Source organism: Paractinoplanes ferrugineus, assembly GCF_016862195.1.
GTDB classification, from domain to species: Bacteria; Actinomycetota; Actinomycetes; order Mycobacteriales; family Micromonosporaceae; genus Actinoplanes; species Actinoplanes ferrugineus.
Genome location: NZ_BOMM01000057.1, coordinates 1 through 24,608 on the forward strand (window position 1 = coordinate 1; position 24,608 = coordinate 24,608).

The window sequence follows — 24,608 nt, forward strand, 5'->3', positions numbered from 1 at the left end:
CTGCTAGCTGCCGAAACCGCCGCCGCCCAGCATTCCGCCGCCGGGGCCGCCGTTGCCCGCGCCGCCGCCCGGGAACTGGCCCTGCTGAGTGGAGCTGCCGCCGGAATCGACGGCCATGCCGATACCGAAGCCGGCCCCACCGGCCAGGGCCGCGGTCAGCGCCACCGCCGCCGCCACCTTCTTCCCGGTCCAGCGCCCGGCGCCGGACACCCCCGCCCCGTCGCCCGGGACAGGAGCGCCCGGGACAGCGGCACCCGGGACAGCGGCACCCGGGACAGCGACGGCTGGAAAGGCCGAGGTCGGCACGGCGGCGGTGGTCGGGACGGCGGCCCATCCCTCGGTAGGCGGCGCCCACGCCTGATCGGGAGCGGGCGACGTGGAAAAGGTGGTCGTGGGGGGCGTGTCCTGCTCAGTGCTCATGGGTCGAAGGTGCCGGACCCGGCTGTCCGCGGGCTGTGCCGGAGGTACGAATTGGTGCGGCGTGGGCCGGGAGGCAGCGTCAACACGGCGGAGACGGGTCCACGCCGGCCGGCCGGAAAGGCAACGTCTGCGAGCGAGTCGGGATTCATGAAAGTCGATGCCGTCCGGGGGTAGGGTGATCGCCGTGGGCATGCGCGAGGTCGCCAGCGCGGCGGGCGTCTCGGTGTCGACCGTGGCCAACGTGCTCAGCCGGCCGGCGATCGTGGCGCCGGCGACGGTCGAGCGGGTGCGGCGTGCCATCGACGAGGTCGGCTACGTGCCCAACGGGCCCGCCCGCCAGCTGCGTGGCCGGCCCAGCCCGATCGTCGGCAGCGTCACGCTCGACCTGGCCAATCCGTTCCACGCCGAGGTCAACCGGGGCATCGAGGACCGTCTCGCCGAGGCCGGCTGCGTGCTGCTGACATGCAGCACGGACCTGCGCCCGGCGACCGAGACGCGGCTGCTGCGAGTGCTCGAGCAGCAGGGCGTCCGCGGCATCATCATCTCCCCCGCGGACGCCGCCCAGCTGCCCGCGATCAGCCGCCGGGGCACCCCGGTCGTGCTGCTCGACCATCCGAAGGAGCGGCTCGACCTGTGCGCGGTCGCGGTCGACGACGTGCTCGGCGGCCGGCTCGCCGGGGAACACCTGCGGGCGCGCGGCCACCGCCGGATCGCCTATCTGGGCGCCACCGTCGATCCGGCTCCGGTGGCCCGGCGCCGGGCGGGCCTGCGGGCGGCGGTGGGCGAGATCATCGACGTCCGGGTGGACATGCACCCGCCGTCGCTCGGTGCGGCGGCGGCCGCGGCCGCGGAACGGATCGTCGCCCTGGCCCCGACCGCGGTGGTGTGCCTCAACGACACCGCGGCGCTCGGGCTTCTCGACGGGCTGGCGGCTCTCGGCGTACGCGTGCCGGCGGATCTTTCGGTCGTCGGTTACGACGACCTGCCGTTCGCGCGCCGGCTCGCCCCGGCACTGACCACCGTGCGCCAGCCGACATACCAGCTCGGCCAGGCGGCGGCCGAGTTGCTGCTGGACGAGGAGCGGCCCGGGCACACGCATCGGGAGGTGCGCTTCCAGCCGTCGCTGGTGGTGCGCTCGTCGACCACTTACATTGACGAACATCGCTTGACCGGGTAGCTTTTCCAGCACGTCGATTACAGACGTTACAACGGTGTCATTCAGACATCCCGAGGGCGAGCGCGTTGCCGGACGGCGGCGGGCTGGGGTGCGCACTTCCCCTTCCCCGATCCCCCGTTCCCTGAGGCAGGTCATGAGAAAACACCTCATCGCGCTCGGTGCCGTCGTGCTCGCGATCGCGGCCACCGTCGTCGGTTTCGGCAGCCCCGCCTTCGCGGCCACCGGTCTGCACGTCTCCGGCACCGACATCGTCGAGTCCAACGGCAACGTCTTCGTGATGCGCGGCATCAATCACGCGCACACCTGGTACACCAACCAGACCAGTTCGTTCGCCGACATCAAGGCCACCGGCGCCAACACGGTACGGGTGGTGCTGTCCGGCGGCCGCTGGACGGCCAACTCGGCGGCCGAGGTCGCCAACATCATCTCGCTGTGCAAGGCCAACAAGCTCATCTGCGTCCTCGAGGACCACGACACCACCGGGTACGGCGAGGACAGCGCGGCCTACACCCTCGACCAGGCGGTGAACTACTGGATCGGCCTGAAGAGCGTGCTGGTCGGCCAGGAGGACTACGTCGTCATCAACATCGGCAACGAGCCGATCGGCAACACCAACCCGGGCCAGTGGACCGCCGCCACCGTCGCCGCCGTCCAGAAGATGCGCAGCAACGGCTTCCAGCACCTGCTGATGATCGACGCACCCAACTGGGGCCAGGACTGGCAGTACACGATGCGGGACAACGGCCAGGCCATCCTCGACGCCGACACCCGGAAGAACACGATCCTTTCCATTCACATGTACGCCGTCTTCAACACCGCCGCGTCGATCGTGTCCTACCTCGACACGTTCAAGAGCAAGGGCTGGCCGCTGCTGATCGGCGAGTTCGGTTGGCAGTTCAGCGCCGGCGAGGTCGACGACCGGACGATCATGAGCGAGGCCGTGAAGCGCAACCTCGGCTATCTCGGCTGGTCGTGGTCCGGCAACACCGACCCGATCCTGGACATGACCACCGGCTTCGACCCGGCCGAGCTGACCACCTGGGGGCAGCGCATCGTCAACGGCCCCAACGGCTTGAAGTCGAACAGCAAGCAGGCCACCATCTTCGCCGGCGGCACCCCCACCACGTCGCCCACCTCGGCCTCGCCGTCCCCCTCGGTGTCGGTGTCGCCGTCCAGCTCGCCCTCGCCGTCAATCTCGCCGTCCACCTCCCCGAGCACCTCCCCGAGCCCCGGCGCCGGTGCGTGCTCGGCGTCCTACGCGGTGACCGGCTCGTGGCCCAGCGGCTTCCAGGGCGAGGTGAAGGTGACCGCCGGCAGTGCACCCATCAACGGGTGGACCGTGACGTGGACCTACGCCGACGGCCAGACCGTGTCCCAGGCCTGGAACGCGGCGCTGACCAGCAGCGGCTCCTCGGTGACCGCGAAGAACGCCGGCTACAACGGCAAACTGGCGGCCGGCGCCTCCACGACCTTCGGCTTCCTGGGTTCGTGGACCGGCACCAACCGCGTCCCCACGCCGACCTGCACGTCGAGCTGACCCCTTGACCGCGGAGCCGGGTGCGGGTGCGAACGCATCCGGCTCCGTGCCCGGCCCGCCACGCCGTCCCGCGGGCTCGCCGGGCGGCCCGGCCGATCTCGAGGTGTCCGCATCGGACATCATCGAGGCGTGGGCGACCTCCTGATCAATCTGCTGGCGAGCGTCATCGCCGGTACGGCCGTCTGGCTCGCGGGCTTCCTGCTGCGCCGGCGCAGGCTGAGCCGCGAGCGCGCCTTCTTCGGCCTCACCGCCGGGGCGAGCTGCCTGCTCGTGGTGTCCCGGCACGCGTCCTCGCCCCGCGAGTTCAGCGTCCACCGCCGCGACGTCGCCGCCCTGGTCGAGCTGGCGAGCATCGCCCGGGAGTGCGGCGCGCGCGCCGACCGGGTCGGCGAGAACCAGCCGGCCGGCGAGATCGGCCGGCTCACCGAGTTCTGCGTGGGCGGTCCCGGCGGTGCGAGCCCGCGCAGCGCCACCCACGTACGCACCATCCTGCGCGGCGTGACCTACCGGGTGTTCGACGAGGGCGAGCGCCGGATGTCGTTCATCGTCGGCGGCACCGAGTACACCTTGAGCCCGCGGACCAGCTACGTGCTGCTCGCCCGGTTCTGGGGCCCGGCCGGCGGCCACCCGGTGTTCTTCCTCGGCGGCCTGAGCGCGGGCAGCAACCTCGCCGGCGCCCGCTACCTCGCCGGCCACCACGCCGACCTCGCCCGCACGTACGGCGCGGACCGCCCGTTCGCCCTCGTGCTGCGGATCGTCGAACCGGCCGCCTACGGCACCGACTTCACCGAACTGGCCGCCGACGTGAGCGATGTCGCCTTCCGGCCGGGCCCCGTTATCGAGTTGCCCGCGCCGCCGGACCCGCACAGCATGAGCGCCATGAGTCCCACGGAGGCCGCCCGCCGGCCGGAACCCACGTCCCGCCGCGCCGGCCCGCAGGACGCCCCCGCGGTCGCGGACATCCTCATCCGGTCCCGCCGTGCCACCGAGAGCATCCCTGCGCCGGTCCACTCCGAGGCCGAGATCCGCGACTGGGTCGCCGCCGTCGTCGTCCCGGACCGGGAGGTGTGGCTGACCGAGGACCACACCGGCCGCCCCGTTGCCGTCCTGGTCCTGGACGACGACTGGATCGATCAGCTCTACGTCGACCCCGCCGCCACCCGCCGGGGCCTCGGCTCCCGGCTCCTCGAGCTGGCCAAGTCCCGCCGCCCGGCCGGCCTGCAGCTGTGGACCTTCGCCACCAACACCGCCGCCCAGCGCTTCTACCTCCGGCACGGCTTCACCGAGGCGGAGACGACCGACGGCTCCGGGAACGAGGAGAAAGCCCCGGACATCCGCTTCGTCTGGGCCCCCACCGCGGACTCGTAGCCCCGGGTGGGCAGCGCCGGTCAGGAGCTTGCCGGGACCACCGCGACGGTGCAGGAGCTGTGCCGCAGCAGGTGCTGGCTCACCGAACCGAGCAGCATGCCGCGCAGCGCGCCGCGGCCGCGGGTGCCGACGACCAGCATCTGGGCGGTCTCGCCGGCGACCGCCAGTTCGGTCGTGGGGCGGTCGACGGCCTCGTGCACCCGCAGCGGCACGGACCGGGCGGCGGCCAGTTCGGTGGCGAAGTGCAGGGCGGACCGGGCCGGGGCGGAACCGTCGACGCCGACGACGACGGGTGCGCCCGCCGGCGCCTCGCCCCGGACCACCACCACCGGGCAGCGGGCCTGGGCGCTCACCGCGATGCTGACCGAGCCGAACACGCCCGTCATGTCGTCGTGGCCGCGGCTGCCGAGCACGATCAGGCTCGCCTCGGCGGACCGCTCGATGAGGGTGCCGGCCGCGCCCGCCCGCTCGATCGAGATCTTGGTGCGCACGCCCGGGTGGGTCTGCCGGGCGTTGGCGACCGCCTCGTCGAGCATGCCGTTGACGGCCCGGTCGGTCTCGCCGCCGGGCCAGACCGGAGCCGCCCCGATGGTCCGGCTCGCCGGCGCCCAGCTCGGCCATTCGTAGGCGAAGAAGAACTCGACCAGGGCGCCGGTCCGGGCGGCCTGGCCGAGTGCCCACACCGCGGCGGCCTTGGCGTCGGCCGAACGGTCGTAGCCGACGATGATCTTCTTGGTGGTCTTGATGGTCTTGGCGGTCATGGCGGTCTTGGCGGTCATGGCGGGCGCCCCTCTCCGGTCCCTTCCATCGTCGAGTCCATCGATGTGACCGGGCAGGGCGAAGGGTCATCGCGGACCCGCCGAAGGTCCCGACCCGGCCGGCATATTCGGTCGACTTCGGGGCCCGGCGCTGCCATCCTGCCCGGATGACCGACGAGCGGGAACGCACGGCCGAGGCCCGGGACGCACAGCTCCGCCGGCGGTTCGACCGGCCGCGGTTCCCCCGCAGCGCGGGCTACGATCCGCTGTGGATGATCGAGAACTGGATGGGCCCGAATGCCCTCTGGCTGCTCGAATGGCTGTGCTCCGGGCTCGATCTGGCGCCCGGCTCCCGGGTGCTCGACCTCGGTTGCGGCCGGGCCGCCACGTCCATCTTCCTGGCCAAGGAGTACGACGTGCAGGTGGTCGCCGCCGACCTCTGGGTCAAGCCCACCGAGAACTGGCACCGCATCGACGCCGCGGGCCTGGCCGGGCGGGTGACGCCGATCCTGGCCGAGGCGCACGACCTGCCGTTCGCCGAGGGCTACTTCGACGCCGTGGTCAGCGTCGACGCCTTCCACTACTTCGGCACCGACGAGCTCTACCTGCCCTACCTGAGCCGGTTCCTGGCCCCGGGCGGGCGCCTCGGCATCGCGGTGCCGGGACTGGTCGCCGAATTGGACGACGGTCTGCCGGAGCACCTCGAGCCGTACTGGGAGCCGGATTTCTGGTCGTTCCACTCCCCCGCGTGGTGGCAGCGGTTGTGGAGCCGCAGCGGCGTCGTCGACGACGTACGCGCCGATTTTCTGGCCGACGGCTGGCGCGACTGGCTCGACTGGAGTGAGGCCGTGCTGGAGGTGACCGACAACGAGTTCGCCCTGCGGATGGTGCCCCGCGAGGTGGCGATGACCCGCGCCGACGCCGGCCGCCACCTCGGCTTCACCCGGGTCACCGCCCGCCGCGCCGCGCCCTGGGCGAACGCCGGCTAGCCGGGCGTCAGGGCCGGCCGGGCATCAGCGCCGGCCCAGCATCAGGGCCGGCCCAGCATCAGCGGCAGGACGGTGCGGACCTGGGCGGACAAGCCGGTCAGGACCGGCTCGCCGGCGCTCAGGTAGGTCAGCAACGCCTGCTGGAACAGGCCGTCGAGCATGCCGTAGGCGGCGGCCGGGCCGACTGCCGGTGGCCGGCCGGACAGGGTGGCGTAGCGGTCGACCACCCGCCAGATCATGGCTTCCAGGGTCGCGTCGATCTCGGTGATCGCCTCGCGCAGGCCGTCCTCGAACATGCTCTGGGTGCGCAGGTCGTACCAGAGGCGGTGCATCGGCGCCTCGTCACGGATGGTCTGCGCCAGTTTCGCGGCGAACGCCTCGACCAGTTCACCGGCCGTGGCCGAGTCGCGCACCACGGCGTCGTAGCGGGTCACGCAGCGCGCCTTGTAGTGGCGAATGCTGTAGATGACCAGTTCCAGCTTGTCGTCGAAGTAGTAGTGCACGACGCCGTGGCTGAACGGCGAATTGCCGGCGATCTCCCGCAGGCTGGCCCGGGCGTAGCCCAACTCCCCTAGCGTGAGCAGCGCGGACTCGGCCAGCTCGGTGCGGCGGCGGTCGAACTTGTCGACGGGGCGGGTGGCGGTCACCCCCGCATCGTACGAGCTTGACAAGCGTCCGGACATCTCTTGACAACTGTCAAGATCGGGCATGTGATGTGGGTCTCGTTCACCCCGCAACACCCCGGGAGCCTCCATGGCACAGCTAGATCTCACCGGACGTCACGCCCTCGTCACCGGCGGCGCACAGGGCCTGGGCGAAGGCATGGCCCGCGCACTCGCCGCGGCCGGCGCCTCCGTCGTCGTCGCCGACCTGCAGGACGACCTCGGCCCCGAGGTCGCCGAGTCGCTCGGCCACCGGAGCGGCTTCGTGCACCTCGACGTCACCGACGACGCCAACTGGGCGGCCGCCACCGACCAGGCGACCGGCATCATGGGCGGGCTCGACATCGTGGTCAACAACGCCGGCATCGAGATCACCAGCCTGATCGTCGACCTCGACCCGGCCGCGGTCCGCAAACAGCTCGAGGTCAACCTGCTCGGCACCGCGCTGGGCATCAAGCACGCGTTCCGCGCCATGCGGCCGGGCGGGCCGGCCGGCACCGGTGGCGTCGTCATCAACGTCGCCTCGGTGGCCGCCACCATCGCGTTCCCCGGCATCGCGGTCTACTCGGCCACCAAGTCCGGTGTGGACCGGCTCACCCGGGTGGCCGCCATGGAGTCCGGCAAGCTGGGCTACGGCGTACGCGTCAATTGCCTCTATCCCGGCCTCGTCCCCACCGCCATGGGTGCCGGACTCGCCGACGACGTCGCCCGGCTCGGGCTGTTCGGCTCGCCGGAGGAGGCGGTCGGCGCCGTCGTCGAGCTCACCCCGTCGGGCCGTCTCGGCGAGGTGACCGACATGGCCGACGCCGTCGTGTTCCTGGCCTCCGACGCGGCCCGCTTCATCAACGGCGCGGGGCTGCCGGTCGACGGCGGAATGGGGATGTGAGATGACCGCCAAGCCCGTCGTCGTCTACGGCGCCTCCGGTTACACCGGCCGACTGATCTGCGAATACCTCCGCGAGTACAACGTCCCGTTCGTCGCCGCCGGCCGCGACGCCGCCCGGATCGAGCAGTCGATGCAGGAGAACGTGGCCGGCATCGAGACCGCCGACTACGAGGTCGCCGAGGCCTGCCTGGCCGCCGGGACGCATTACCTCGACACGACGGGCGAGCAGGACTGGATGATGACGCCCGCAAGATGGCCGCCCGGCTCCGCGAGCACGGCCATGCCGTCGCCTATTACGAGAACGTCGAGGGCGGGCACGGTGGGGCCGCCGACAACGAGCAGGCCGCCACCATCTCCGCGCTGACCCTGGAGTTCCTCTGGCGCAACCTCGGCGGGGCACCACCCGATCGCCGTCGCCGACAGTAGTGTTCTCATCACTCCCAGCGATTCGGCGGAGGGGTTCGGCGGACGTGCGCAGCCTCGCGCTGGTGCCGGTCCGCGAGGCCGACCCGCTCGGCGCGATCGGGGTCCACCGGGCGAAGCCGTTCCGGCCGGCCGAGCCGACGGTCGCCCGGTTGCGGGCGCTCGCCACGGCGACCGGAACGGCCCTGGAGCGCATCCTCACTTGGCGCGGCGCTTGTTGGTGATGTCGAAGGCCACGGCCGCGATGAGAACCAGGCCCTTGACCGCCATCTGCCACGACGGGTCGACGTTCATGATGGACAGGCCCATGTTGAGTACGCCCATGATGAACGCACCGATGATCGCCCCGGTCACCTTGCCGATGCCGCCGCTGACCGCGGTCCCGCCGATGAACGCGGCCGCGATCGCGTCGAGCTCGAAGTTCTGCCCGGCGGCCGCCACCGCGGCGCCCGCTCGCGACGTGGTGACCACCGCCGCGACCCCGGCCAGCAGACCCATGTTCACGAAGATCATGAAGTTGACGCGCTTGGTCTTCACGCCGGAGAGCATCGCCGCCGGCAGGTTGCCGCCCATCGCGTAGATGTGCCGCCCGAAGACGGTGTTGTTCATGACGAACGTGTAGAGCAGCACCAGCCCGGCCACGATGATCAACACCACCGGGGTGCCGCCGGCACTCTTCGCCAGCAGGTAGGTGATGTAGCCGATGGCCAGCACCGCGAGGACGAGCTTGCCGGCGAACGCGGCGAACGGCTCGGCCCGCAGATCGTTGCGCAGCAGCGCACGGCGGGCGCGGAGCTGGGCCCCGGCCAGGCCGGCGATCGCGACGACGCCGATCAGCAGGGTCAGGCCGTCGAGGTCGGCGAGGAAGCCGAGAGCGCTCGGCAGCGAGCCGTTGCTGATGTCGTTGAAGCCGGCCGGCAGGCCCGCCACGGTGGTGCCGACGAAGACGATCGCCAGCCCGCGGAAGAGCAGCATGCCGCCGAGGGTCACGATGAAGGCGGGAATGCCGACGTACGCCACCCAGAAGCCCTGCCACGCGCCGACCACCAGGCCGAGCCCGATCGAGAGGACCACCGCGAGCAGCCACGGCACCCCGTGCTCGCTGATCAGCAGCGCGCAGATGCCGCCGATGAAGGCGACCACCGAGCCGACCGACAGGTCGATGTGGCCGGCCACGATGACCATCACCATGCCGATCGCGAGGATCAGCACGTACGCGTTCTGCTGGATCAGGGCCGCGATGTTGTTCGGGTACAGCAACTTGCCGTCGGTCAGGATCTGGAACAGCACGACGATCACGACGAGGGCCGCCATCATCCCGTACTGCCGCAGGTTCTGTCCCAGATAGGCGGTCAAGGACCCGCTGTTGCCGGTGCCGGACGGCTCGGCCGCCGGGGGCGGCGGCTGGTCCAGCGTCGTCGATGCGCTCACCGCGCTGCTCCGCTCTTCTCCATCGTCATGAAGCGCATGAGACCCTCCTGGGTGGCCTGTGCGCGGGGAATCTCGCCGGTGATCCGGCCCTGGCTCATCGCGTAGATCCGGTCGCAGATGCCGAGCAGTTCGGGCAGCTCCGACGAGATGACGAGGACGGCCTTGCCGGCGTCCGCGAGGCGGTTGATGATCTCGTAGATCTCGTATTTCGCGCCGACGTCGATGCCGCGGGTGGGCTCGTCGAGGATGAGCACGTCCGGCTCGGCGAAGAGCCACCTGGACAGGACCACCTTCTGCTGGTTGCCGCCGGACAGCTTGCCGACCGGCACGTCCACGCTCTCCGCCTTGGTCTTCATCTCCCGGCGGTACCGGTCGGCGGCGGTGATCTCCTTCGCCGCGTCGATAACGCCGAACCGCGAGATGCGCCGCAGCTTCGCGGCCGAGGTGTTGCGCTTGATGTCCTCGATCAGGTTCAGGCCGTAGTGCTTGCGGTCCTCGGTGGCGTACGCGATGCCGTGCGCGATCGCGGCGTCCACCGTCCTGATCGTGACCGGCTTGCCGTGCAGGTGGAGCTGCCCGGAGATGCCGCTGCCGTAGCTGTGCCCGAAGACGCTCATCGCCAGCTCGGTGCGGCCGGCCCCCATCAACCCGGCCAGCCCGACGATCTCACCGGCCCGCACGGTGAGCGTCGCGTCGTCGACCACGGTGCGGGTGCGGTCGATCGGGTGGTGCACGGTCCAGTTCTCGACCCGCAGGATCTCCTCGCCGATCCGCGGCTCGTGCTCGGGGAAGCGGTGGGCGAGGTCACGGCCCACCATGGCGCGGATGATGCGGTCCTCGCTCACCGGCTCGGCACCGCGCATGTCGAGCGTCTCGACGCTGCGGCCGTCCCGGATGATCGTCGTGGTGTCGGCGATCGCGGCGATCTCGTTGAGCTTGTGCGAGATGATGATGCTGGTGATGCCCTGGTCACGCAGTTGGCGGAGCAGGTCGAGCAGGTGGGCGCTGTCCTCGTCGTTCAGCGCGGCCGTCGGCTCGTCGAGGATGAGCAGCTTGACCCGTTTGGACAGCGCCTTGGCGATCTCGACGAGCTGCTGCTTGCCGACCCCGAGGTCGATGATCCGGGTGTCCGGCGGCTCCGCCAGGCCGACCCGGGCGAGCAGCTCGGCCGCCTGCTTGTTGGTCTCGGTCCAGCTGATCACGCCGCGCCTGGACCGCTCGTTGCCGAGGAAGATGTTCTCCGCGATCGAGAGGTACGGGCTGAGCGCGAGCTCCTGGTGGATGATCACGATGCCGCGCTCCTCGGAGTCGCGGATGGTGCGGAACCGGCCCGGCTGCCCCTCGAAGACGATCTCGCCCGCGTAGCTCCCGTGCGGGTAGACGCCGCTGAGCACCTTCATCAGCGTGGACTTGCCGGCGCCGTTCTCGCCGCAGACGGCGTGCACCTCCCCGCGCGCCACGGTCATCGTGACGTCCTGCAGCGCTTTGACACCGGGGAAGGTCTTGGTGATCCCGCGCATGTCGAGGATCGGACTCATGGTGGCCACTTTCGCCGGACGGCCGAGCCCCTTCTGACGCCGGGGCCCGGCCGTGAACTTGACTAGAGGCCGAGCTTGTCGGCGGTGTAGAAGCCGGAGTCGACCAGCTTCGCCTTGACGTCGTCCTTGGTGACGACGACCGGCGCCAGGAGGTACGACGGCACGACCTTGACGCCGTTGTCGTAGCTCTTGGTGTCGTTGGTCTCGACGGTGGCGCTCTTGACGATCTGGTCCACCATCTTGGCGACCTGGTCGCCCAGGGCCCGGGTGTCCTTCCAGACGGTCATCGACTGCTTGCCGGCCAGGATGTTCTTGGTGTTCGCCAGGTCGGCGTCCTGCCCGGTGACGACCGGCCAGCCGGCGCCCACCCGGTAGCCCTTGGACTCCAGCGACTGCTCGATACCCAGCGCCAGCGAGTCGTTCGGGGACAGCACGACGTCGATCTTCTTGCCGCCGGTGTAGAACGAGTTGATCCGGTTGTCCATCTCGGACTGAGCCTTCTGCGAGCTCCAGCCGTCGATGCTGACGTTCTTCCAGTCCTCGTCGCTCGCCGGCTTCTTGCCCGACGGGATGACCAGCTTGCCGCTGTCGACGTACGGCTTGAGCACGTCCCAGGCGCCGGAGAAGAAGAACTTGGCGTTGTTGTCGTCGGACGACCCGGCGAACGGTTCCAGGTTGAACGGTCCCTTGCCGCTGTCGAGGCCGAGCTGCTTGACGACGAACTCGCCCTGCATCTTGCCGACCTGGTAGTTGTCGAACGTCGCGTAGTAGTCCACGTCCGGCGTCGAGTTGATCAGCCGGTCGTACGCGATGACCTTGATCTTCTGCTGGGCCGCCTTCGCCAGGACCGGGCTCAGCGCGGTGCCGTCGATCGACGCCACGACCAGCACCTTCGGGTTCTGGTTGATCATGTTCTGGAGCTGGGTGATCTGCTGGTCGACCTTGTTGTCGGCGAACTGCAGGGTGGTCGTGTAACCGGCCTTCTTGAGCAGGTCGTCGAGGTGCGCGCCGTCGTTGTTCCAGCGCTCGAGACTCTTGGTCGGCATCGCGATGCCGATGAGGTCGGCGCTCGAACCGGAGCCGGCGCCACTGTCCTCGGCCCGGCTGGCGCTGCACGCCGTCGTCGCGGCCAGGGTCGCGGCCAGGGCTACCGCCGCGAAGACGCGGAGTTTCTGGGCCACTCCGGCGCCTCCTTTCTCTTTATTCCACTCAGATTTGTTTCCGCGGCCAACATAAACCCGCGGAGAAGGGCCGCCGAAGCGATTTTCAGTAACGAATCGCTAACGCGGGCGATTCGATTTCTAATTACCCTGAGCAGCACAAACCTAAGTCCTATAAAGGTCAGGGCCGAAGACCCTTTCTTTTGTACGACCACTGGTTAATTCCCCGGAGCTCGCCTGGAAATCGCGATCCGGAATTGACGCGCGGCGACCGCGTGAACGGACCCGTCAGCCTTTCGTCCGAGCTGCACGGGCCGCCTGTCGGTCTCCGGACGGATGCGCGGGCGGCGTCCGGACCGGTGGGATACGACGATGAAGATTCGGCTCAGTTCAAGGCCCGCGATCGCGGCACTGGCCCTCGCCGGCGCCGGGTCGGTGGCCGCGTTCCTGCTCGCCCCGGCCGCCCTCCTGAGTGGAGCCGGCGGCGCCTTCCCGGACGAAGCCGCACTGACCGACGCGCTCGGGCGCGGTCTCGTCGAGTACTGGCAGGGCGGCCGACCGGCCTATCCCGCCCTGCTCGCGAGCCTGGTCGACTACTGGTTCCGCTGGCACGCGATCAAGGTGCTGGTCAGCGGGCTGATGCTCGCGGTCTTCGCGCTGCTCGCGACCGCGCTGTGGCGCCGATATGTGCACGGCCCGGCCCGGTACGCGACAACCGCCGCCGGTGCCACCGTCCTTCCGGTTCTCGCGGCCGGGCTGCTGATCCTGAACATCCAGGCCACGGCCGTACCCCTGGTGGCACTGCTGCCGCTGGCCGACAGTGCCGAGTTCGTGCGCGAGGTCCGCGACGGCTTGACCGAGCCCGCCGGGCCCCCCGCGCTCGCCCGGCTTCTCGCCGAGGTGGCGCGCTACCACTGGGTCATGGCCGCGCTCGCCGGCGTGGCGATGGCGGCGACCGCCCTGGCCGCCGCCCACCTCTGGCGGCACCGCGGCACCGGTCCCCCGCGGGCGGCCCGCATGCGCCGTTCCCTCGCCGTGATCCTGGGTCTCACCGCGGCGCTGCTGCTCGCCGTGGCCGCGGTCAGCCTGCTGTCCGCCCTCGACCCACCCGCCGCGCTCCTCGGCCTCCTGGGCGAAGGGTGACGGGCGACGGGCGACGGGCCTCCACCGGCCGGAACGGCGAAGCGTTCCTGGTTCTCGGACCGGAACCAGGAACGCTTCGCCGCACTCGGGTGAGCTCTCAGATCTTCACCTTGGCGGTGATGCCGGAGACCACCGAGCCACGGGTGGACCCGGTGCCGGTGAGGTTGACGGCGGCGCCGATCGGCAGGCCGGCCAGGGTGGCCCGAGCGCCGTTGACCTTGATGGTGGCGTTCGGGGCGACGTCGAGCTTGACCGCGGCACCGTCGGCGTCGACCGTGACGACGCCCTTGGCGGCGTCCACCGCGGACACTGTGCCGGACAGCTTCAGGTCCCAGCGGGACAGCGCGGTCAGCGACTTCGCCGAGTAGACCTGGCAACCGATCACCGAGCCGAGGACCACGATGTGGGCCCCGGCCGGCAGGGCCGACAGGGCCACCTTCCGGCCGTCCAGGGTGATCGATGCGGCCGGGGCGACCGGGTAGCTCCGGGCGGTCCGGTCCGAGCCGAGCAGCGGGGTCACCGAGACGGTCTTGTCCTCGAGGTCGACCCCGGACACCGAGCCGGCCGCGACGAACGGGCGGACACTCGACGCGTCGACGCGGGTCGCCACCGAGACGCCGTCGGTGGTGTTGCCGGACAGCTTGACCCGGGCGCCGAGCGGCAGGGCCACCAGCTTGGCGGTGTTGCCGTCGAGCGTGACGGCGGCCTTCGGGTCGACCGTGACGGCGGTCCGGCCGTTGTCGCCGGTCAGGCTCAGTCTCAGGCCGCTCAGGGCGGCGAGCGTGCCGTCGGCCGAGAACACCGTGGCGGTGCCGGCCGCCGGCTTGGGCGTACCGGCGCCGGTGGTGGCCAGGGCGGGGCCGGCCAGAGCGGGGCCGGCCAGGGCGGGGCCGGCCAGGGCGGGGATGGCGCCGGTGACGGCGATGCCGGCTACGGCGGCGACGACGGCGGCACGGTGGCGAATCTTCAAGATGGGGGCTCCTCACATGGACGTCGGGTGACCATGACCATCGGTCGCCGAACGGATTCCAGGAGAAGCGAGCGGGTGTGCTTCGGTTGCTTGTCAGGTCGCGCTGACCGGCACGCCGTGGTCGGCGAAGACGGCGGCGGCCGCGGCCAGCTGGCCGGCGGTGGGCGGCGGCACCCCGTCGAGCGGATAGCGCAGGCCCAGCTCCTCGTACTTCGACACGCCCAGGCGGTGGTAGCCGAGCACGTCGACCTGGTCGACGTTGCCCCAGCGGGCGGCCAGTTCGGCCACTCCCTCGATGTTCTCCCGGGCGTCGGTCAGACCCGGGACCAGCACGAACCGGATCCGGATCCGGTTGCCGCGGGCCGCCAGCCGGTCGCCGAAGGTGATCGTCGGGGCCAGCGGAGCACGGGTGACCTTCCGGTAGAGCTCCGGGATCGACGACTTCACGTCGAGCAGCACCAGGTCGGTGTCGTCGAGCAGCTGGTCGGTGGCGCGGGCGCCCAGGAAGCCGGACGTGTCCAGCGCCGTGTGCATGCCGTACTCCTTGCAGCGCCGCAGGTAGGCCTCGACGAAGCGGGGCTGCAGCAGCGGCTCGCCGCCGGAGACGGTCACCCCGCCCCCGGCGGCCCGGATGAACGCCCGGAACGTCAACATCTTGGCGACCAACTCCTCGACCGCCATCAGCTGACCGTTGCGCCGCTGCCACGTGTCCGGGTTGTGGCAGTACTGGCAGCGCAGCGGGCAGCCGGCGAGGAACGTCACGAACCTGGTGCCCGGCCCGTCCGCGGCCGTCACGACGTCCCAGGAGTGCACCGAACCGGTCGGGACCAGGGTGTCGGGCGCCGGGAGCGGGCGGGCGACCATGGCTACAGCGCCCCGTGGAACGTACGCGAGACGACGTCCTTCTGCTGTTCGTGGGTCAGCCGCACGAAGTTGACCGCGTAACCGGAGACCCGGATGGTCAGCTGCGGGTAGTTCTCCGGGTGCGCCATCGCGTCCTCGAGGGTGGCCCGGTCGAGCACGTTGACGTTCATGTGGAAGCCGTTGACGGCGTTGTAGCCGTCGAGCACCCCGGCCAGGTTGGTGACCTGCTCGGTCCGGGTGTTGCCGAGGCCGGCCGGGGTCACCGTGGTGGTCAGCGAGATCCCGTCGAGGCTGTGGTCGTACGGCAGTTTCGCCACCGACATCGCCGCCGCCACCATGCCGTGCCGGTCCCGGCCGTTCATCGGGTTGGCGCCGGGGGCGAACGGCTCACCGGCGCGCCGGCCGTCCGGGGTGTTGCCGGTGGCCTTGCCGTAGACGACGTTCGACGTGATGGTCAGCACCGACTGGGTGTGCACCGCGCCGCGGTAGGTCGGGTGCGCCCGGATCTTCGCCATGAAGATCTCGACGAGCTCGGCGGCGATCTTGTCGGCCCGGTCGTCGTTGTTGCCGTACGTCGGGAACCCGCCCTCGACCGTGTAGTCCGTGACCAGGCCGTCCGGGCCGCGGACCACCCGTACGGTGGCGTGCTTGATGGCCGACAGCGAGTCGGCCGCGACCGACAGACCGGCGATGCCGCACGCCATGGTGCGCAGGATGTCCGAGTCGTGCAGGGCCATCTCGATGCGCTCGTACGCGTACTTGTCGTGCATGTAGTGGATGATGTTGAGCGCGTCCACATAGGTCCCGGCGAGCCAGTCCATCATCGTGTCGAACCGCTCGGCGACCTCGTCGTAGCTCAGCACGTCGCTGTGCAGCGGCGGCAGTTCCGGGCCGACCTGGGCGCCGGAGACCTCGTCGCGGCCGCCGTTGATCGCGTACAGCAGCGTCTTGGCCAGGTTGACCCGGGCGCCGAAGAACTGCATCTGCTTGCCGACCTCCATGGCCGACACGCAGCAGGCGATCGCGGTGTCGTCGCCGTAGCGCGGCCGCATGAGCTCGTCCGACTCGTACTGGATGGCGCTGGTGTCGATCGAGACCTGGGCGCAGAAGCGCTTGAAGCCCTCGGGCAGGACCGGTGACCAGAAGACGGTCAGGTTCGGCTCGGGTGCCGGGCCCAGGTTGTAGAGGGTCTGCAGGTAGCGGAAGCTGGTCCGGGTCACCAGCGGCCGGCCGTCGGTGCCGACGCCGCCGATCGACTCGGTCACCCAGGTCGGGTCGCCGGAGAACAGCGCGTCGTACTCGGGGGTGCGCAGGAACCGCACGATCCGCAGCTTGATCACGAAGTCGTCGACGAGCTCCTGCGCCCGCGACTCGGTCAGCACCCCCTCGGCGATGTCGCGCTGCAGGTAGATGTCGAGGAAGGTGGAGGTGCGGCCGAGCGACATGGCCGCGCCGTTCTGCTCCTTGACCGCGGCGAGGTAGGCGAAGTACAGCCACTGGACGGCTTCCCGGCCGTTCGTCGCCGGCCCCGAGATGTCGTAGCCGTAGGACGCGGCCATCTCCTTGAGCTCGGCCAGCGCCCGGATCTGCTCGGACAGCTCCTCCCGCTTGCGGATCACGTCCTCGGTGAACGGGCCGGCGGCGGCGACCTTGTCGGCCTTCTTCCGGGCGATCAGGTGGTCGACGCCGTAGAGGGCGACCCGGCGGTAGTCGCCGATGATGCGGCCACGACCGTACGCGTCGGGCAGGCCGGTGATGATGTGGGCCTTGCGCGCGGCCAGGATGTTGGCGTCGTACACGTCGAACACACCGGAGTTGTGCGTCTTGCGGTACTTGGTGAAGATGTCGGCGATGTCCTGCGGCACCTCGTACCCGTACGTCTTGAGACTGCCCTCGACCATCCGCCATCCGCCGTTGGGCAGGATCGCGCGGCGCAGCGGCGCGTCGGTCTGCAGACCGACGATGAGCTCGGCGTCCCGGTCGATGTAGCCCGGCCGGTGCGAGGTGATCGTCGACGGGGTGTTCGCGTCGACGTCGTAGATCCCGCGCTCGCGCTCCGCGGGGAACATCGCACTCAGCTTGGCCCAGACCGCCGTGGTGCGCTCGGTCGGTCCGGCCAGGAAGCCGGCGTCGCCCTCGTAGGGGGTGTAGTTGCCCTGGATGAAGTCACGAACCGCGACGCCGTGACGCCAGGCACCGTCGGTGAAGCCGCGCCATGGGTCGGTCCGGGTGGGTCGTACGTTGTTCTCGCTCATCGAGGTCGCTCCCCTTGACAGGTCCGGCGGAGCCCGCAAAGGCTCCACCCCCACCGTCGCACCCGGCCATCGCGCCGGCACCGGGCCGATGGTCCCGACCTCCGGTGCCGGGTGACCCCCGATCGCCGCCGTAGCCGGCCCCCGCCGCCTCGGCCGGAGGGGGCCGAAAGGCCCGCACAGCAGTGCCGCTCGTCTCTTCGGGACCGCCACCGGCGCGGATCAGGATGAGATCGCAGGCTGATGAACCCGATGAGGTGAGGATGCGATGGACACGCCCGACCAAGAGCTGGGCACCACGATCGACGTGCTGGTCACCAAGGCGCTCGCGGCGCTCGACGACTACCGCCGGTTCGACCAGGAGCGGATCGACCGGATCGTCAAGAAGTCGTCGGTGGCCGCCCTCGACCGGCACGCGGCGCTGGCTCAGCTGGCCGTCGACGAGACCGGCCGCGGCGTCTTCGAGGACAAGGCGGTCAAGAACATCTTCGCCTGCGAGCACGTCACGCACAGCATGGCGAAGCTGCGCACGGTCGGCGTGATCAGCGAGGACGAGATCAGCGGGATCGTCGAGATCGCCGACCCGGTCGGCGTGGTCGCGGGCATCACGCCGGTCACCAACCCGACCTCCACCACCATCTTCAAGGCCCTGCTGGCGCTGAAGACCCGCAATCCGATCATCTTCGCGTTCCACCCGGCCGCGCAGCGGTGCAGCGTCGAGGCGGCCCGGATCGTGCGGGACGCGGCCGTCGCGGCCGGCGCCCCGGAGAACTGCATCCAGTGGGTGGAGCAGCCCTCGGTCGCCGCGACGAACGCGCTGATGCGGCACCCGGGTGTCGCCACCATCCTCGCCACCGGCGGGAACGGCATGGTCCGGGCGGCCTACTCGACCGGGAAACCGGCGCTCGGCGTCGGCGCCGGCAACGTTCCGGCGTACGTGGAACGCAGCGCCAAACTCAAGCGGGCGGTCAACGACATCGTGCTGTCGAAGTCGTTCGACAACGGGATGATCTGCGCCTCCGAGCAGGCCGCGATCCTCGACGCCCCGATCTACGAGGCGGCCCTCGAGGAGTTCCGCATCCTGCACGCGTACGTCTGCTCGCCGGCCGAGAAGGAGATGCTGGAGAAACTGATCTTCGGCGTGGCCGCCCGCGGGGAGAACTGCGCCCAGGCTCAGCTGAACGCGTCGGTGGTCGGCCAGTCCGCCGCCTGGATCGCCGGACAGGCCGGGTTCAGCGTGCCGGCCACCACCTCGGTGCTGCTCGCCGAGGTCGCCGAGGTCGGCCCGGCGGAGCCGCTGACCCGGGAGAAGCTGTGCCCGGTGCTGGCCGTGCTGCGGGCCGAGGACCGCGCCGAGGGCCTGCGCCTCGCCGCCGAGATGGTGGAGTTCCACGGGCTCGGCCACAGCGCCGTCATCCACACCGAGGACGCCGGCCTCGCCCGGCAGTTCGGCGAGAAGGTCAAGGCGGTCCGGGTCATCTGGAACTCGCCGGCGTCGCAGGGCGGCATCGGTGACATGTACAACGCGTTCCTCCCGTCCCTCACCCTGGGTTGCGGCAGCTACGGGCACAACTCGGTGTCGAACAACGTCTCGGCGGTGAACCTCATCAACATCAAGCGCATCGGCCGGCGGACGAACAACCTGCAGTGGTTCAAGGTCCCGTCGAAGATCTACTTCGAGCCGCAGTCCATCCGCTATCTCACCGACATGCCCGACGTGCAGCGGGTCACCGTCGTCACCGACGACGCGATGGTCCGGCTCGGCTTCGTCGACCGGCTCAACCGCGTTCTGCAGCGCCGGCCGAACCAGGTCGCGCTGCAGATCATCGACGACGTCGAGCCGGAGCCGCGGATGACCACCGTCGACCGGGGCGCCGCGCTGATGCGGTCGTTCAAGCCGGACACGATCATCGCGCTGGGCGGCGGCTCGGCCATGGACGCGGCCAAGGTGATGTGGCTGAAGTACGAGCACCCCGAGGTCGACTTCGACGACATGCGGGAGAAGTTCTTCGACATCCGCAAGCGGGCGTTCGCCTTCCCGCCGCTGGGCGAGCGGGCCAAACTGGTCTGCATCCCGACCACGTCCGGCACCGGTGCCGAGGTCACCCCGTTCGCGGTGATCACCGACCACCGGACGGGCAAGAAGTACCCGCTCGCCGACTACGCGCTCACCCCCACGGTCGCGATCATCGACCCGGTGCTGACCGCCAGCCTGCCCCGGGTGATCGCCGCCGACAGCGGCTTCGACGCGCTCACCCACGCGATCGAGGCGTACGTGTCGGTCTACGCCAACGACTTCACCGACGGCCTGGCCCTGCACGCGATCCGGCTGATCTTCGCGAATCTCGAGAAGTCCGTGATCGACGCCGACCCGGACGCCCGCGAGCGCATGCACAACGCCGGGACCATCGCCGGTATGGCGTTCGGCAGCGCGTTCCTGGGCATCGTGCACGCGATGTCGCACACGCTCGGCGGGACGTTCCACATCGCTCACGGGCGGACCAACGCGGTGCTGCTGCCGCACGTGATCCGGTACAACGGCACGGTTCCGGCGAAACTGTCGGGCTGGCCGAAGTACGAGAGCTATCGGGCGCCGGCGCGGTTCGAGGACATCGCCCACATGCTCGGCCTGCCGGACCCCGGTCCGGAGTCGCTGGCCGTGGCGGTCGAGCGGTTGCGGGACGCGGTCGGGATCGAGCCGTCGTTCGCCAAGCTCGGCATCGAGGAGCGGGAGTTCATGGCGGCTCTGCCGCAACAGGCCCTGAACGCGTACGAGGACCAGTGCGCCCCCGCCAACCCGCGGATGCCGATGCTCGACGACATGCGGGAGTTGATGAAAGCGGCTTACTACGGGTCCTGAAAGTTCTGCAAGGTCTTGCAATAACACACCGACACCGTAGGCTTGGGCTGCCTACTTCCACTGAGGACGGCCACCCGCATTTTTGCCGGTGGCCGTTCTTTTGAGCAGCCCTGGAGAGCACTGTGCGACCGATCAGCAAGTTCTTGCTGGCCATGCTCGGCGGATTGGCTTTTGTCCTGACTTCCACCTCCCCGGCCGCGGCCGCCCCCACTCCGCAGAACCTCGGCGGGCTCGACCTGGGCGCCTACTGCCGCTCGATCGGCTACGCCGACGCCACCCTGGCCGGCTCGACCGCCTACGACTGGCACTGCGTCACCGGCGACGGCCGGCGCGGGGACCTGACCTTCGCGGCCGCCTGCCGGTGGACGTACGCCACCGGCGCCGCCGTCGACCGGATCGGCAACTTCCGCGACCCGGCCTCGGTGTCCTGCTGGCGGGTCACCCCCGCGATCGTCCAACCGGACTTCACCAACTACTGCACCACGACCGGGCACAGCGCGGCGGCGCTGCTCGGCACCACGGCGTACGACTGGCACTGCGTCTCGTACAACCGGAGCGGGCCGACCTACTACGACGTCGACATCCTGGCCGCCTGCTTCTACACAGTGGGTGGGGCGGCGACCGTCGAGCGCTTCGACAACTACTACGACCCGGCCACCTGGCAGTGCCGGGTCTGATCCGGCGCACGAGAAAGGGCCCCCGTGCGGGGGCCCTTCTTCGTGCCGCGGGTCAGGCGCGGGCCACGTACTTCACGGCCTGCGTGCTGGTGCCGGTCGCGCTGGTCACCGTGACCACGTAACTGCCGGCCGCGGTCACCGGGACGGTCACCGTCAGCCGGGTGTCGCTGACGACCTTGAACTCGACGTCGGTGTCACCGAACCTGACCCCGGTGGTGGCGCCGAAGTTGGACCCGTTGATCGTGACGGTGCCGCCCTTGGTGGCCGAGCCGGCGGCCGGGCTGAGCGAGCTGACCGCCGGCGGCGGGGTGACGTAGGTCAGGTCGACCGGGCTCGCACTGCCACCGGCCGCGGTGATCACTACCGGGACGGTGCCGGCGGCGTGGGCCGGGGCGGTCAGGCGCAGGGTCGTGTCGTTCACCCGGGTGGCCGAGACCTTCTTGCCGTCGATCGTGACGCTCACCGCGCCGACGAACGTCGTACCGGTCGCGGTCACGACCGTGCTCGCCTTGGTGCTTACCGAGGTCGTGCTCAGCGACGTCACGGTCGGGGCGTCCGGCAGCACGTACGTCAGGGTGGCCGTGGCGCTGCCGCCGGCGTTGGTGACGGTGACCGTGGCCGGGCCGGCGACGCGGGCCGGCGCGGTGAACGTCAGCGACGCCGCGGTCACGCTGCGGACGCTCACCGCGGTGGTGCCGACCTTGACCGTCGAGCCGGCCAGGTTGGTGCCGGTCACCACGATGGCGGTGCCGCCGAGGGTGGTCGTGGTGTCCTGGGACAGCGAGGCCACGGCCGGCGCCGGAGCGGAGTAGGTGAACTTGGTGCCCACGTTCGCCGCGCTGGTGCCGGCGGGGGTCGTGACGGTCACGTCGACGCTGGTGCCGATCTTCTGCCCGGCCGGGACGACCGCGGCGAGCGCGGTGGAGCCGTCGTCGGCGGTCACGTTGGTGAAGTCCGCCGCGACCATGCCGAAGTTGACCTGCGTGGCGCCGTCCAGGTTCCGGCCGGTGATCGTGACGGTGGTGCCGGCCGCCGACTTCGCCGCCGACAGGCCGGTGAGCTTGGGCCTGCTGACCGAGGCCACGCCCCGGTCGCTCATGCCCTCGACGGTGTACGCCGCCATCACCTTGCTGTTGACGAACGACCAGGCCAGCTTCGCGTCGCCGGCGGCGCCCCAGCGGGTGCCCCACGAGTTACGGATGATCAGGCCGGTGGAGTCGTAGCCGTACGCGGTGACCTGGTGGTAGCCCTGGACCGCGCCCGCGACGCTGGTGTACGGCGCGAGCGAGTTGACCTTGTTAAACGCGCTGTAGACCGGCAGCGAGACGGACACCGGGGTGCCGTCGGCCAGCGACTGCTGGATCGCCGTCTGCGCGGTGGTTCCGCCCTGGGTCCCGGAGAACAGCGTCGTCCAGCCGGTGAGCTTGTAGTTGTAGGCGTTACGGATCTGACTGCCGGTGGGCGGTTCCGAGTAGTCGGTGGTGCCCTGGTAGTAGTTCTCCTGCGTGTCGATGCCCATGTTCTGCTCGTTACGCAGCGCCGCCGTCACGGACAGGCCGGTGTTCGGGCCGGGCGTGCCCTGCACGGTGCGCATGTAGAGGTAGAGCGGCGCGTACGGAGCGCCGGAACCGGCGATGCTCCGCGCGTAGTAGCCGCTCAGGCTGTAGCCCACCGACCAGGCCACGCACGAGCCGACCTGGCCCTGGTCGCCGACCGCCGGCGCGCCCGCGCGCAGGTCGACGCTCGACGGCAGGCTGCCCTGGGCACGCAGCTTGAGCTTGGCCGCGACCTTGACCGTCGGCGGCACCAGGCCGGTCGGGTACGAGGCGCGGGTCGTGGTGGCCGCGACGGCCGGGAGGGCCGGCAGGAACACCGCACCGGTCGCGGCAACGGCCACCGCGAGCAGGCCATTGCTGATGGGACGGGCCTTGCGAGGCATCCGAGCTCCTTCCGGGGCCGCACGGCCCGCATTCCTTCGTGGCCATGGTCATCGGCGGCCACGCGCGGTCCGGGAGGATTCGGGAGGAGCATTGCGGTTGCGGAGCGGGTGTCAGCCGGGCGCCGAGAAGCTCTCCCGGAACGCCGCGTCCAGCGGCCGCCCGCTCACCGGCTCGACGAACAGGTCGGCGAGCATCAGGTCGGCGAGGTGGCCGAGATCGAGCCCGGACTCCTGGCGGAGCAGGGTCTGCACCGCCGCGCCGGCGCCGAACGCGGCCCGTAACACCCCCGCGGGCAGGCGCCGCACCGGCCGCGCCCGACCGGCCGCCGAGGCGACCCGGGTCATCATCTCGGCCCACGAGAGGTTCGCGTCGGCGACCGGGAGATCCGCGCCGCCGCCGTGTTCCAGGGCCTCCGCCACACTCCCGGCCACGTTGCGCGCCGTGACCACGGCGGTGCCACCGGCCGGCACCAGCAGCGGCGCGCCGGACCGGGCCCACCGCTCGAACGGGGCGGCCCAGTTCGGCCCCCGCTCGCCGGCCCGGCCGAGCACGAACGGCAGCTCGATCACGGCGACCGGCAGGTCCGGCCCGGCCGCCGCCCGCCCCTCGCGCGCCTGCTCCACCCGGCACCGCACGTACGTGTGCCGCTCGGCCAGCCGCCACTGCGGCCGCACCCGGTCGAAGTAGGTGTAGTACGACCCGAGAAGCACCCCGCGCGTGAGGCCCTCCTGCCGGGCCGCGGTGAACAGCCGCACCACCGGTTCCACCATGTCGCGCCGGAAGCGCCCGAGGATCGGCCTGGGCAGGGGACGCTGCTCGTCGGTACGGGTCGCGAAGACCACCCCGTCGTGCCCGGTCAGCAGCCCCCGCATGGCGTCGACCGAGGCGTCCGTGACGTCGAGCAGGTGGTCGACGCCGGCGCCGGGACTCCGGGCCGCCGTGGTGACCTCATGTCCGCGCTCCCGCAGCACCTCCGTGACGTGCGCCCCGATCAGACCACTGCCACCGACCACCAGAATCCGCACGGCCGCATCGTCCACCGAGGACCGGGGCGCCTGTCAAGAGGGGCGCCTCTCACCGCGGGCCGGTCACGCGTCCACCGTCGCCGGCGTCTCGGCCGGGGTCCGGCGCCGCATCGCGTCCAACGACCACGGGCCCGCCCCGGCCACCGCGATGGCCAGGAACGACCACGCGTACAGGGCCGCCTCGGCTCCGCCGTTCTGGATGGGGAGCAACGCGCGCGGCTGGTGGATGACGAAATAGGCGTACGCCATGGAACCGGAGGCCAGCACGGCCGCGGGCCGGGTGAACAGGCCGGCCGTCACCAGGATGCCGCAGATCAACTGGATCAGGCCGGCCCACCAACCCGGCCACTGGCCGACGGGCAACGCCTCACCCTTGCCCTGGTTCCCGCCGAACAGGCCGAGGACGGTGGCCGCGCCGTGCAGCGTGAAGAGCAGGCCGACGACGATGCGGAACAGCGACCAGACCGGTCCGGCGAGCTTCTGCGTGTCCATCGAATCTCCTAGGGGAGGGGAGGGGATCGACACAAG

Annotated in this window: 22 protein-coding genes; 10 read left to right on the forward strand and 12 right to left on the reverse strand. The window is 70.7% G+C overall.

The genetic code is table 11. The features are described 5' to 3' along the window. Positions 1–3: 3 nt before the first annotated feature. Positions 4–420, reverse strand: coding sequence for a hypothetical protein (locus Afe05nite_RS32235; RefSeq protein ID WP_203821048.1), 417 nt, complete (start codon positions 418–420; stop codon positions 4–6). A gap of 190 nt (positions 421–610) precedes the next feature. On the opposite strand from Afe05nite_RS32235, the gene Afe05nite_RS32240 reads away from it, so the two are divergent. The 3 genes from Afe05nite_RS32240 (at position 611) to Afe05nite_RS32250 (ending at position 4,502) form a co-directional block, all read left to right on the forward strand. After that, complete coding sequence (locus tag Afe05nite_RS32240) at positions 611–1,597, forward strand: LacI family DNA-binding transcriptional regulator (RefSeq protein WP_239118369.1); 987 nt, start codon at positions 611–613, stop codon at positions 1,595–1,597. A 133-nt stretch (positions 1,598–1,730) separates the two neighbouring features. Further along, positions 1,731–3,134 (forward strand): cellulase family glycosylhydrolase, encoded by a 1,404-nt coding sequence (locus tag Afe05nite_RS32245; protein ID WP_203821050.1) that lies wholly within the window; start codon positions 1,731–1,733, stop codon positions 3,132–3,134. Between the two features lie 129 nt (positions 3,135–3,263). Continuing rightward, positions 3,264–4,502, forward strand: a complete 1,239-nt coding sequence (locus Afe05nite_RS32250) for a GNAT family N-acetyltransferase (RefSeq protein ID WP_203821051.1) — start codon at positions 3,264–3,266, stop codon at positions 4,500–4,502. A 20-nt stretch (positions 4,503–4,522) separates the two neighbouring features. Here the strand turns inward: Afe05nite_RS32250 and Afe05nite_RS32255 are convergent, their stop codons facing one another. After that, the gene (locus tag Afe05nite_RS32255) at positions 4,523–5,281 is read right to left on the reverse strand and encodes a universal stress protein (protein WP_239118344.1); all 759 of its coding nucleotides are present in this window, start codon (positions 5,279–5,281) and stop codon (positions 4,523–4,525) included. 146 nt (positions 5,282–5,427) lie between these two features. Here Afe05nite_RS32255 and Afe05nite_RS32260 point away from each other — a divergent pair, with 146 nt between their 5' ends. Beyond that, positions 5,428–6,249, forward strand: a complete 822-nt coding sequence (locus Afe05nite_RS32260; protein ID WP_203821052.1) for an SAM-dependent methyltransferase — start codon at positions 5,428–5,430, stop codon at positions 6,247–6,249. A gap of 41 nt (positions 6,250–6,290) precedes the next feature. Here Afe05nite_RS32260 and Afe05nite_RS32265 read toward each other — a convergent pair whose 3' ends face one another. Next, positions 6,291–6,896, reverse strand: coding sequence for a TetR/AcrR family transcriptional regulator (locus tag Afe05nite_RS32265; protein WP_239118345.1), 606 nt, complete (start codon positions 6,894–6,896; stop codon positions 6,291–6,293). A 106-nt stretch (positions 6,897–7,002) separates the two neighbouring features. On the opposite strand from Afe05nite_RS32265, the gene Afe05nite_RS32270 reads away from it, so the two are divergent. From Afe05nite_RS32270 to Afe05nite_RS32280, 3 genes are all read left to right on the forward strand, one after another. After that, entirely contained in the window at positions 7,003–7,797 is a 795-nt protein-coding gene (locus Afe05nite_RS32270; RefSeq protein ID WP_203821054.1) for an SDR family NAD(P)-dependent oxidoreductase, read from the forward strand. A gap of 1 nt (position 7,798) precedes the next feature. After that, positions 7,799–8,161 (forward strand): saccharopine dehydrogenase family protein, encoded by a 363-nt coding sequence (locus Afe05nite_RS32275; protein ID WP_203821055.1) that lies wholly within the window; start codon positions 7,799–7,801, stop codon positions 8,159–8,161. Between the two features lie 106 nt (positions 8,162–8,267). Continuing rightward, the gene (locus Afe05nite_RS32280; protein WP_203821056.1) at positions 8,268–8,444 is read left to right on the forward strand and encodes a hypothetical protein; all 177 of its coding nucleotides are present in this window, start codon (positions 8,268–8,270) and stop codon (positions 8,442–8,444) included. Here the strand turns inward: Afe05nite_RS32280 and mmsB are convergent. From mmsB to chvE, 3 genes are all read right to left on the reverse strand, one after another. Continuing rightward, positions 8,419–9,651, reverse strand: a complete 1,233-nt coding sequence (gene mmsB, locus Afe05nite_RS32285) for a multiple monosaccharide ABC transporter permease (protein ID WP_203821057.1) — start codon at positions 9,649–9,651, stop codon at positions 8,419–8,421. The genes Afe05nite_RS32280 and mmsB overlap by 26 nt on opposite strands. After that, positions 9,648–11,189, reverse strand: coding sequence for a multiple monosaccharide ABC transporter ATP-binding protein (gene mmsA, locus Afe05nite_RS32290; RefSeq protein WP_203821058.1), 1,542 nt, complete (start codon positions 11,187–11,189; stop codon positions 9,648–9,650). The genes mmsB and mmsA overlap by 4 nt, the downstream gene beginning before the upstream one ends. 62 nt (positions 11,190–11,251) lie before the next feature. After that, positions 11,252–12,370 carry a multiple monosaccharide ABC transporter substrate-binding protein gene (chvE, locus tag Afe05nite_RS32295; RefSeq protein WP_203821059.1) on the reverse strand — a complete coding sequence of 373 codons (1,119 nt, stop codon included), beginning with the start codon at positions 12,368–12,370 and terminating at the stop codon, positions 11,252–11,254. A gap of 351 nt (positions 12,371–12,721) precedes the next feature. Between chvE and Afe05nite_RS32300 the strand changes: the two genes are divergently transcribed. Next, positions 12,722–13,492, forward strand: a complete 771-nt coding sequence (locus Afe05nite_RS32300) for a hypothetical protein (protein WP_203821060.1) — start codon at positions 12,722–12,724, stop codon at positions 13,490–13,492. 97 nt (positions 13,493–13,589) lie between these two features. Here the strand turns inward: Afe05nite_RS32300 and Afe05nite_RS32305 are convergent, their stop codons facing one another. The 3 genes from Afe05nite_RS32305 to pflB all read right to left on the reverse strand — a co-directional run bounded on the left by Afe05nite_RS32305 (position 13,590) and on the right by pflB (position 17,581). Beyond that, positions 13,590–14,462, reverse strand: coding sequence for a hypothetical protein (locus Afe05nite_RS32305; RefSeq protein WP_203821061.1), 873 nt, complete (start codon positions 14,460–14,462; stop codon positions 13,590–13,592). 93 nt (positions 14,463–14,555) lie between these two features. Continuing rightward, positions 14,556–15,326 carry a pyruvate formate-lyase-activating protein gene (gene pflA, locus Afe05nite_RS32310; RefSeq protein WP_203821062.1) on the reverse strand — a complete coding sequence of 257 codons (771 nt, stop codon included), beginning with the start codon at positions 15,324–15,326 and terminating at the stop codon, positions 14,556–14,558. Between the two features lie 2 nt (positions 15,327–15,328). Further along, positions 15,329–17,581: a formate C-acetyltransferase gene (gene pflB, locus Afe05nite_RS32315; RefSeq protein WP_203821063.1), complete on the reverse strand. Its 2,253-nt coding sequence runs from the start codon at positions 17,579–17,581 to the stop codon at positions 15,329–15,331. Positions 17,582–17,846: 265 nt separating this feature from the next. Here pflB and adhE point away from each other — a divergent pair, with 265 nt between their 5' ends. Together adhE and Afe05nite_RS32325 are read left to right on the forward strand one after the other, a co-directional pair. After that, positions 17,847–20,438 carry a bifunctional acetaldehyde-CoA/alcohol dehydrogenase gene (adhE, locus tag Afe05nite_RS32320; RefSeq protein ID WP_203821064.1) on the forward strand — a complete coding sequence of 864 codons (2,592 nt, stop codon included), beginning with the start codon at positions 17,847–17,849 and terminating at the stop codon, positions 20,436–20,438. Between the two features lie 122 nt (positions 20,439–20,560). Next, entirely contained in the window at positions 20,561–21,115 is a 555-nt protein-coding gene (locus Afe05nite_RS32325; RefSeq protein WP_203821065.1) for a hypothetical protein, read from the forward strand. 52 nt (positions 21,116–21,167) lie between these two features. On the opposite strand, the gene Afe05nite_RS32330 is transcribed toward Afe05nite_RS32325, so the two are convergent. From Afe05nite_RS32330 to Afe05nite_RS32340, 3 genes are all read right to left on the reverse strand, one after another. Further along, positions 21,168–23,054 carry an IPT/TIG domain-containing protein gene (locus Afe05nite_RS32330; protein ID WP_203821066.1) on the reverse strand — a complete coding sequence of 629 codons (1,887 nt, stop codon included), beginning with the start codon at positions 23,052–23,054 and terminating at the stop codon, positions 21,168–21,170. A 111-nt stretch (positions 23,055–23,165) separates the two neighbouring features. Further along, positions 23,166–24,080: an NAD-dependent epimerase/dehydratase family protein gene (locus Afe05nite_RS32335; RefSeq protein WP_203821067.1), complete on the reverse strand. Its 915-nt coding sequence runs from the start codon at positions 24,078–24,080 to the stop codon at positions 23,166–23,168. A 63-nt stretch (positions 24,081–24,143) separates the two neighbouring features. Further along, entirely contained in the window at positions 24,144–24,572 is a 429-nt protein-coding gene (locus Afe05nite_RS32340) for a DoxX family protein (protein ID WP_203821068.1), read from the reverse strand. Positions 24,573–24,608: the final 36 nt, after the last annotated feature.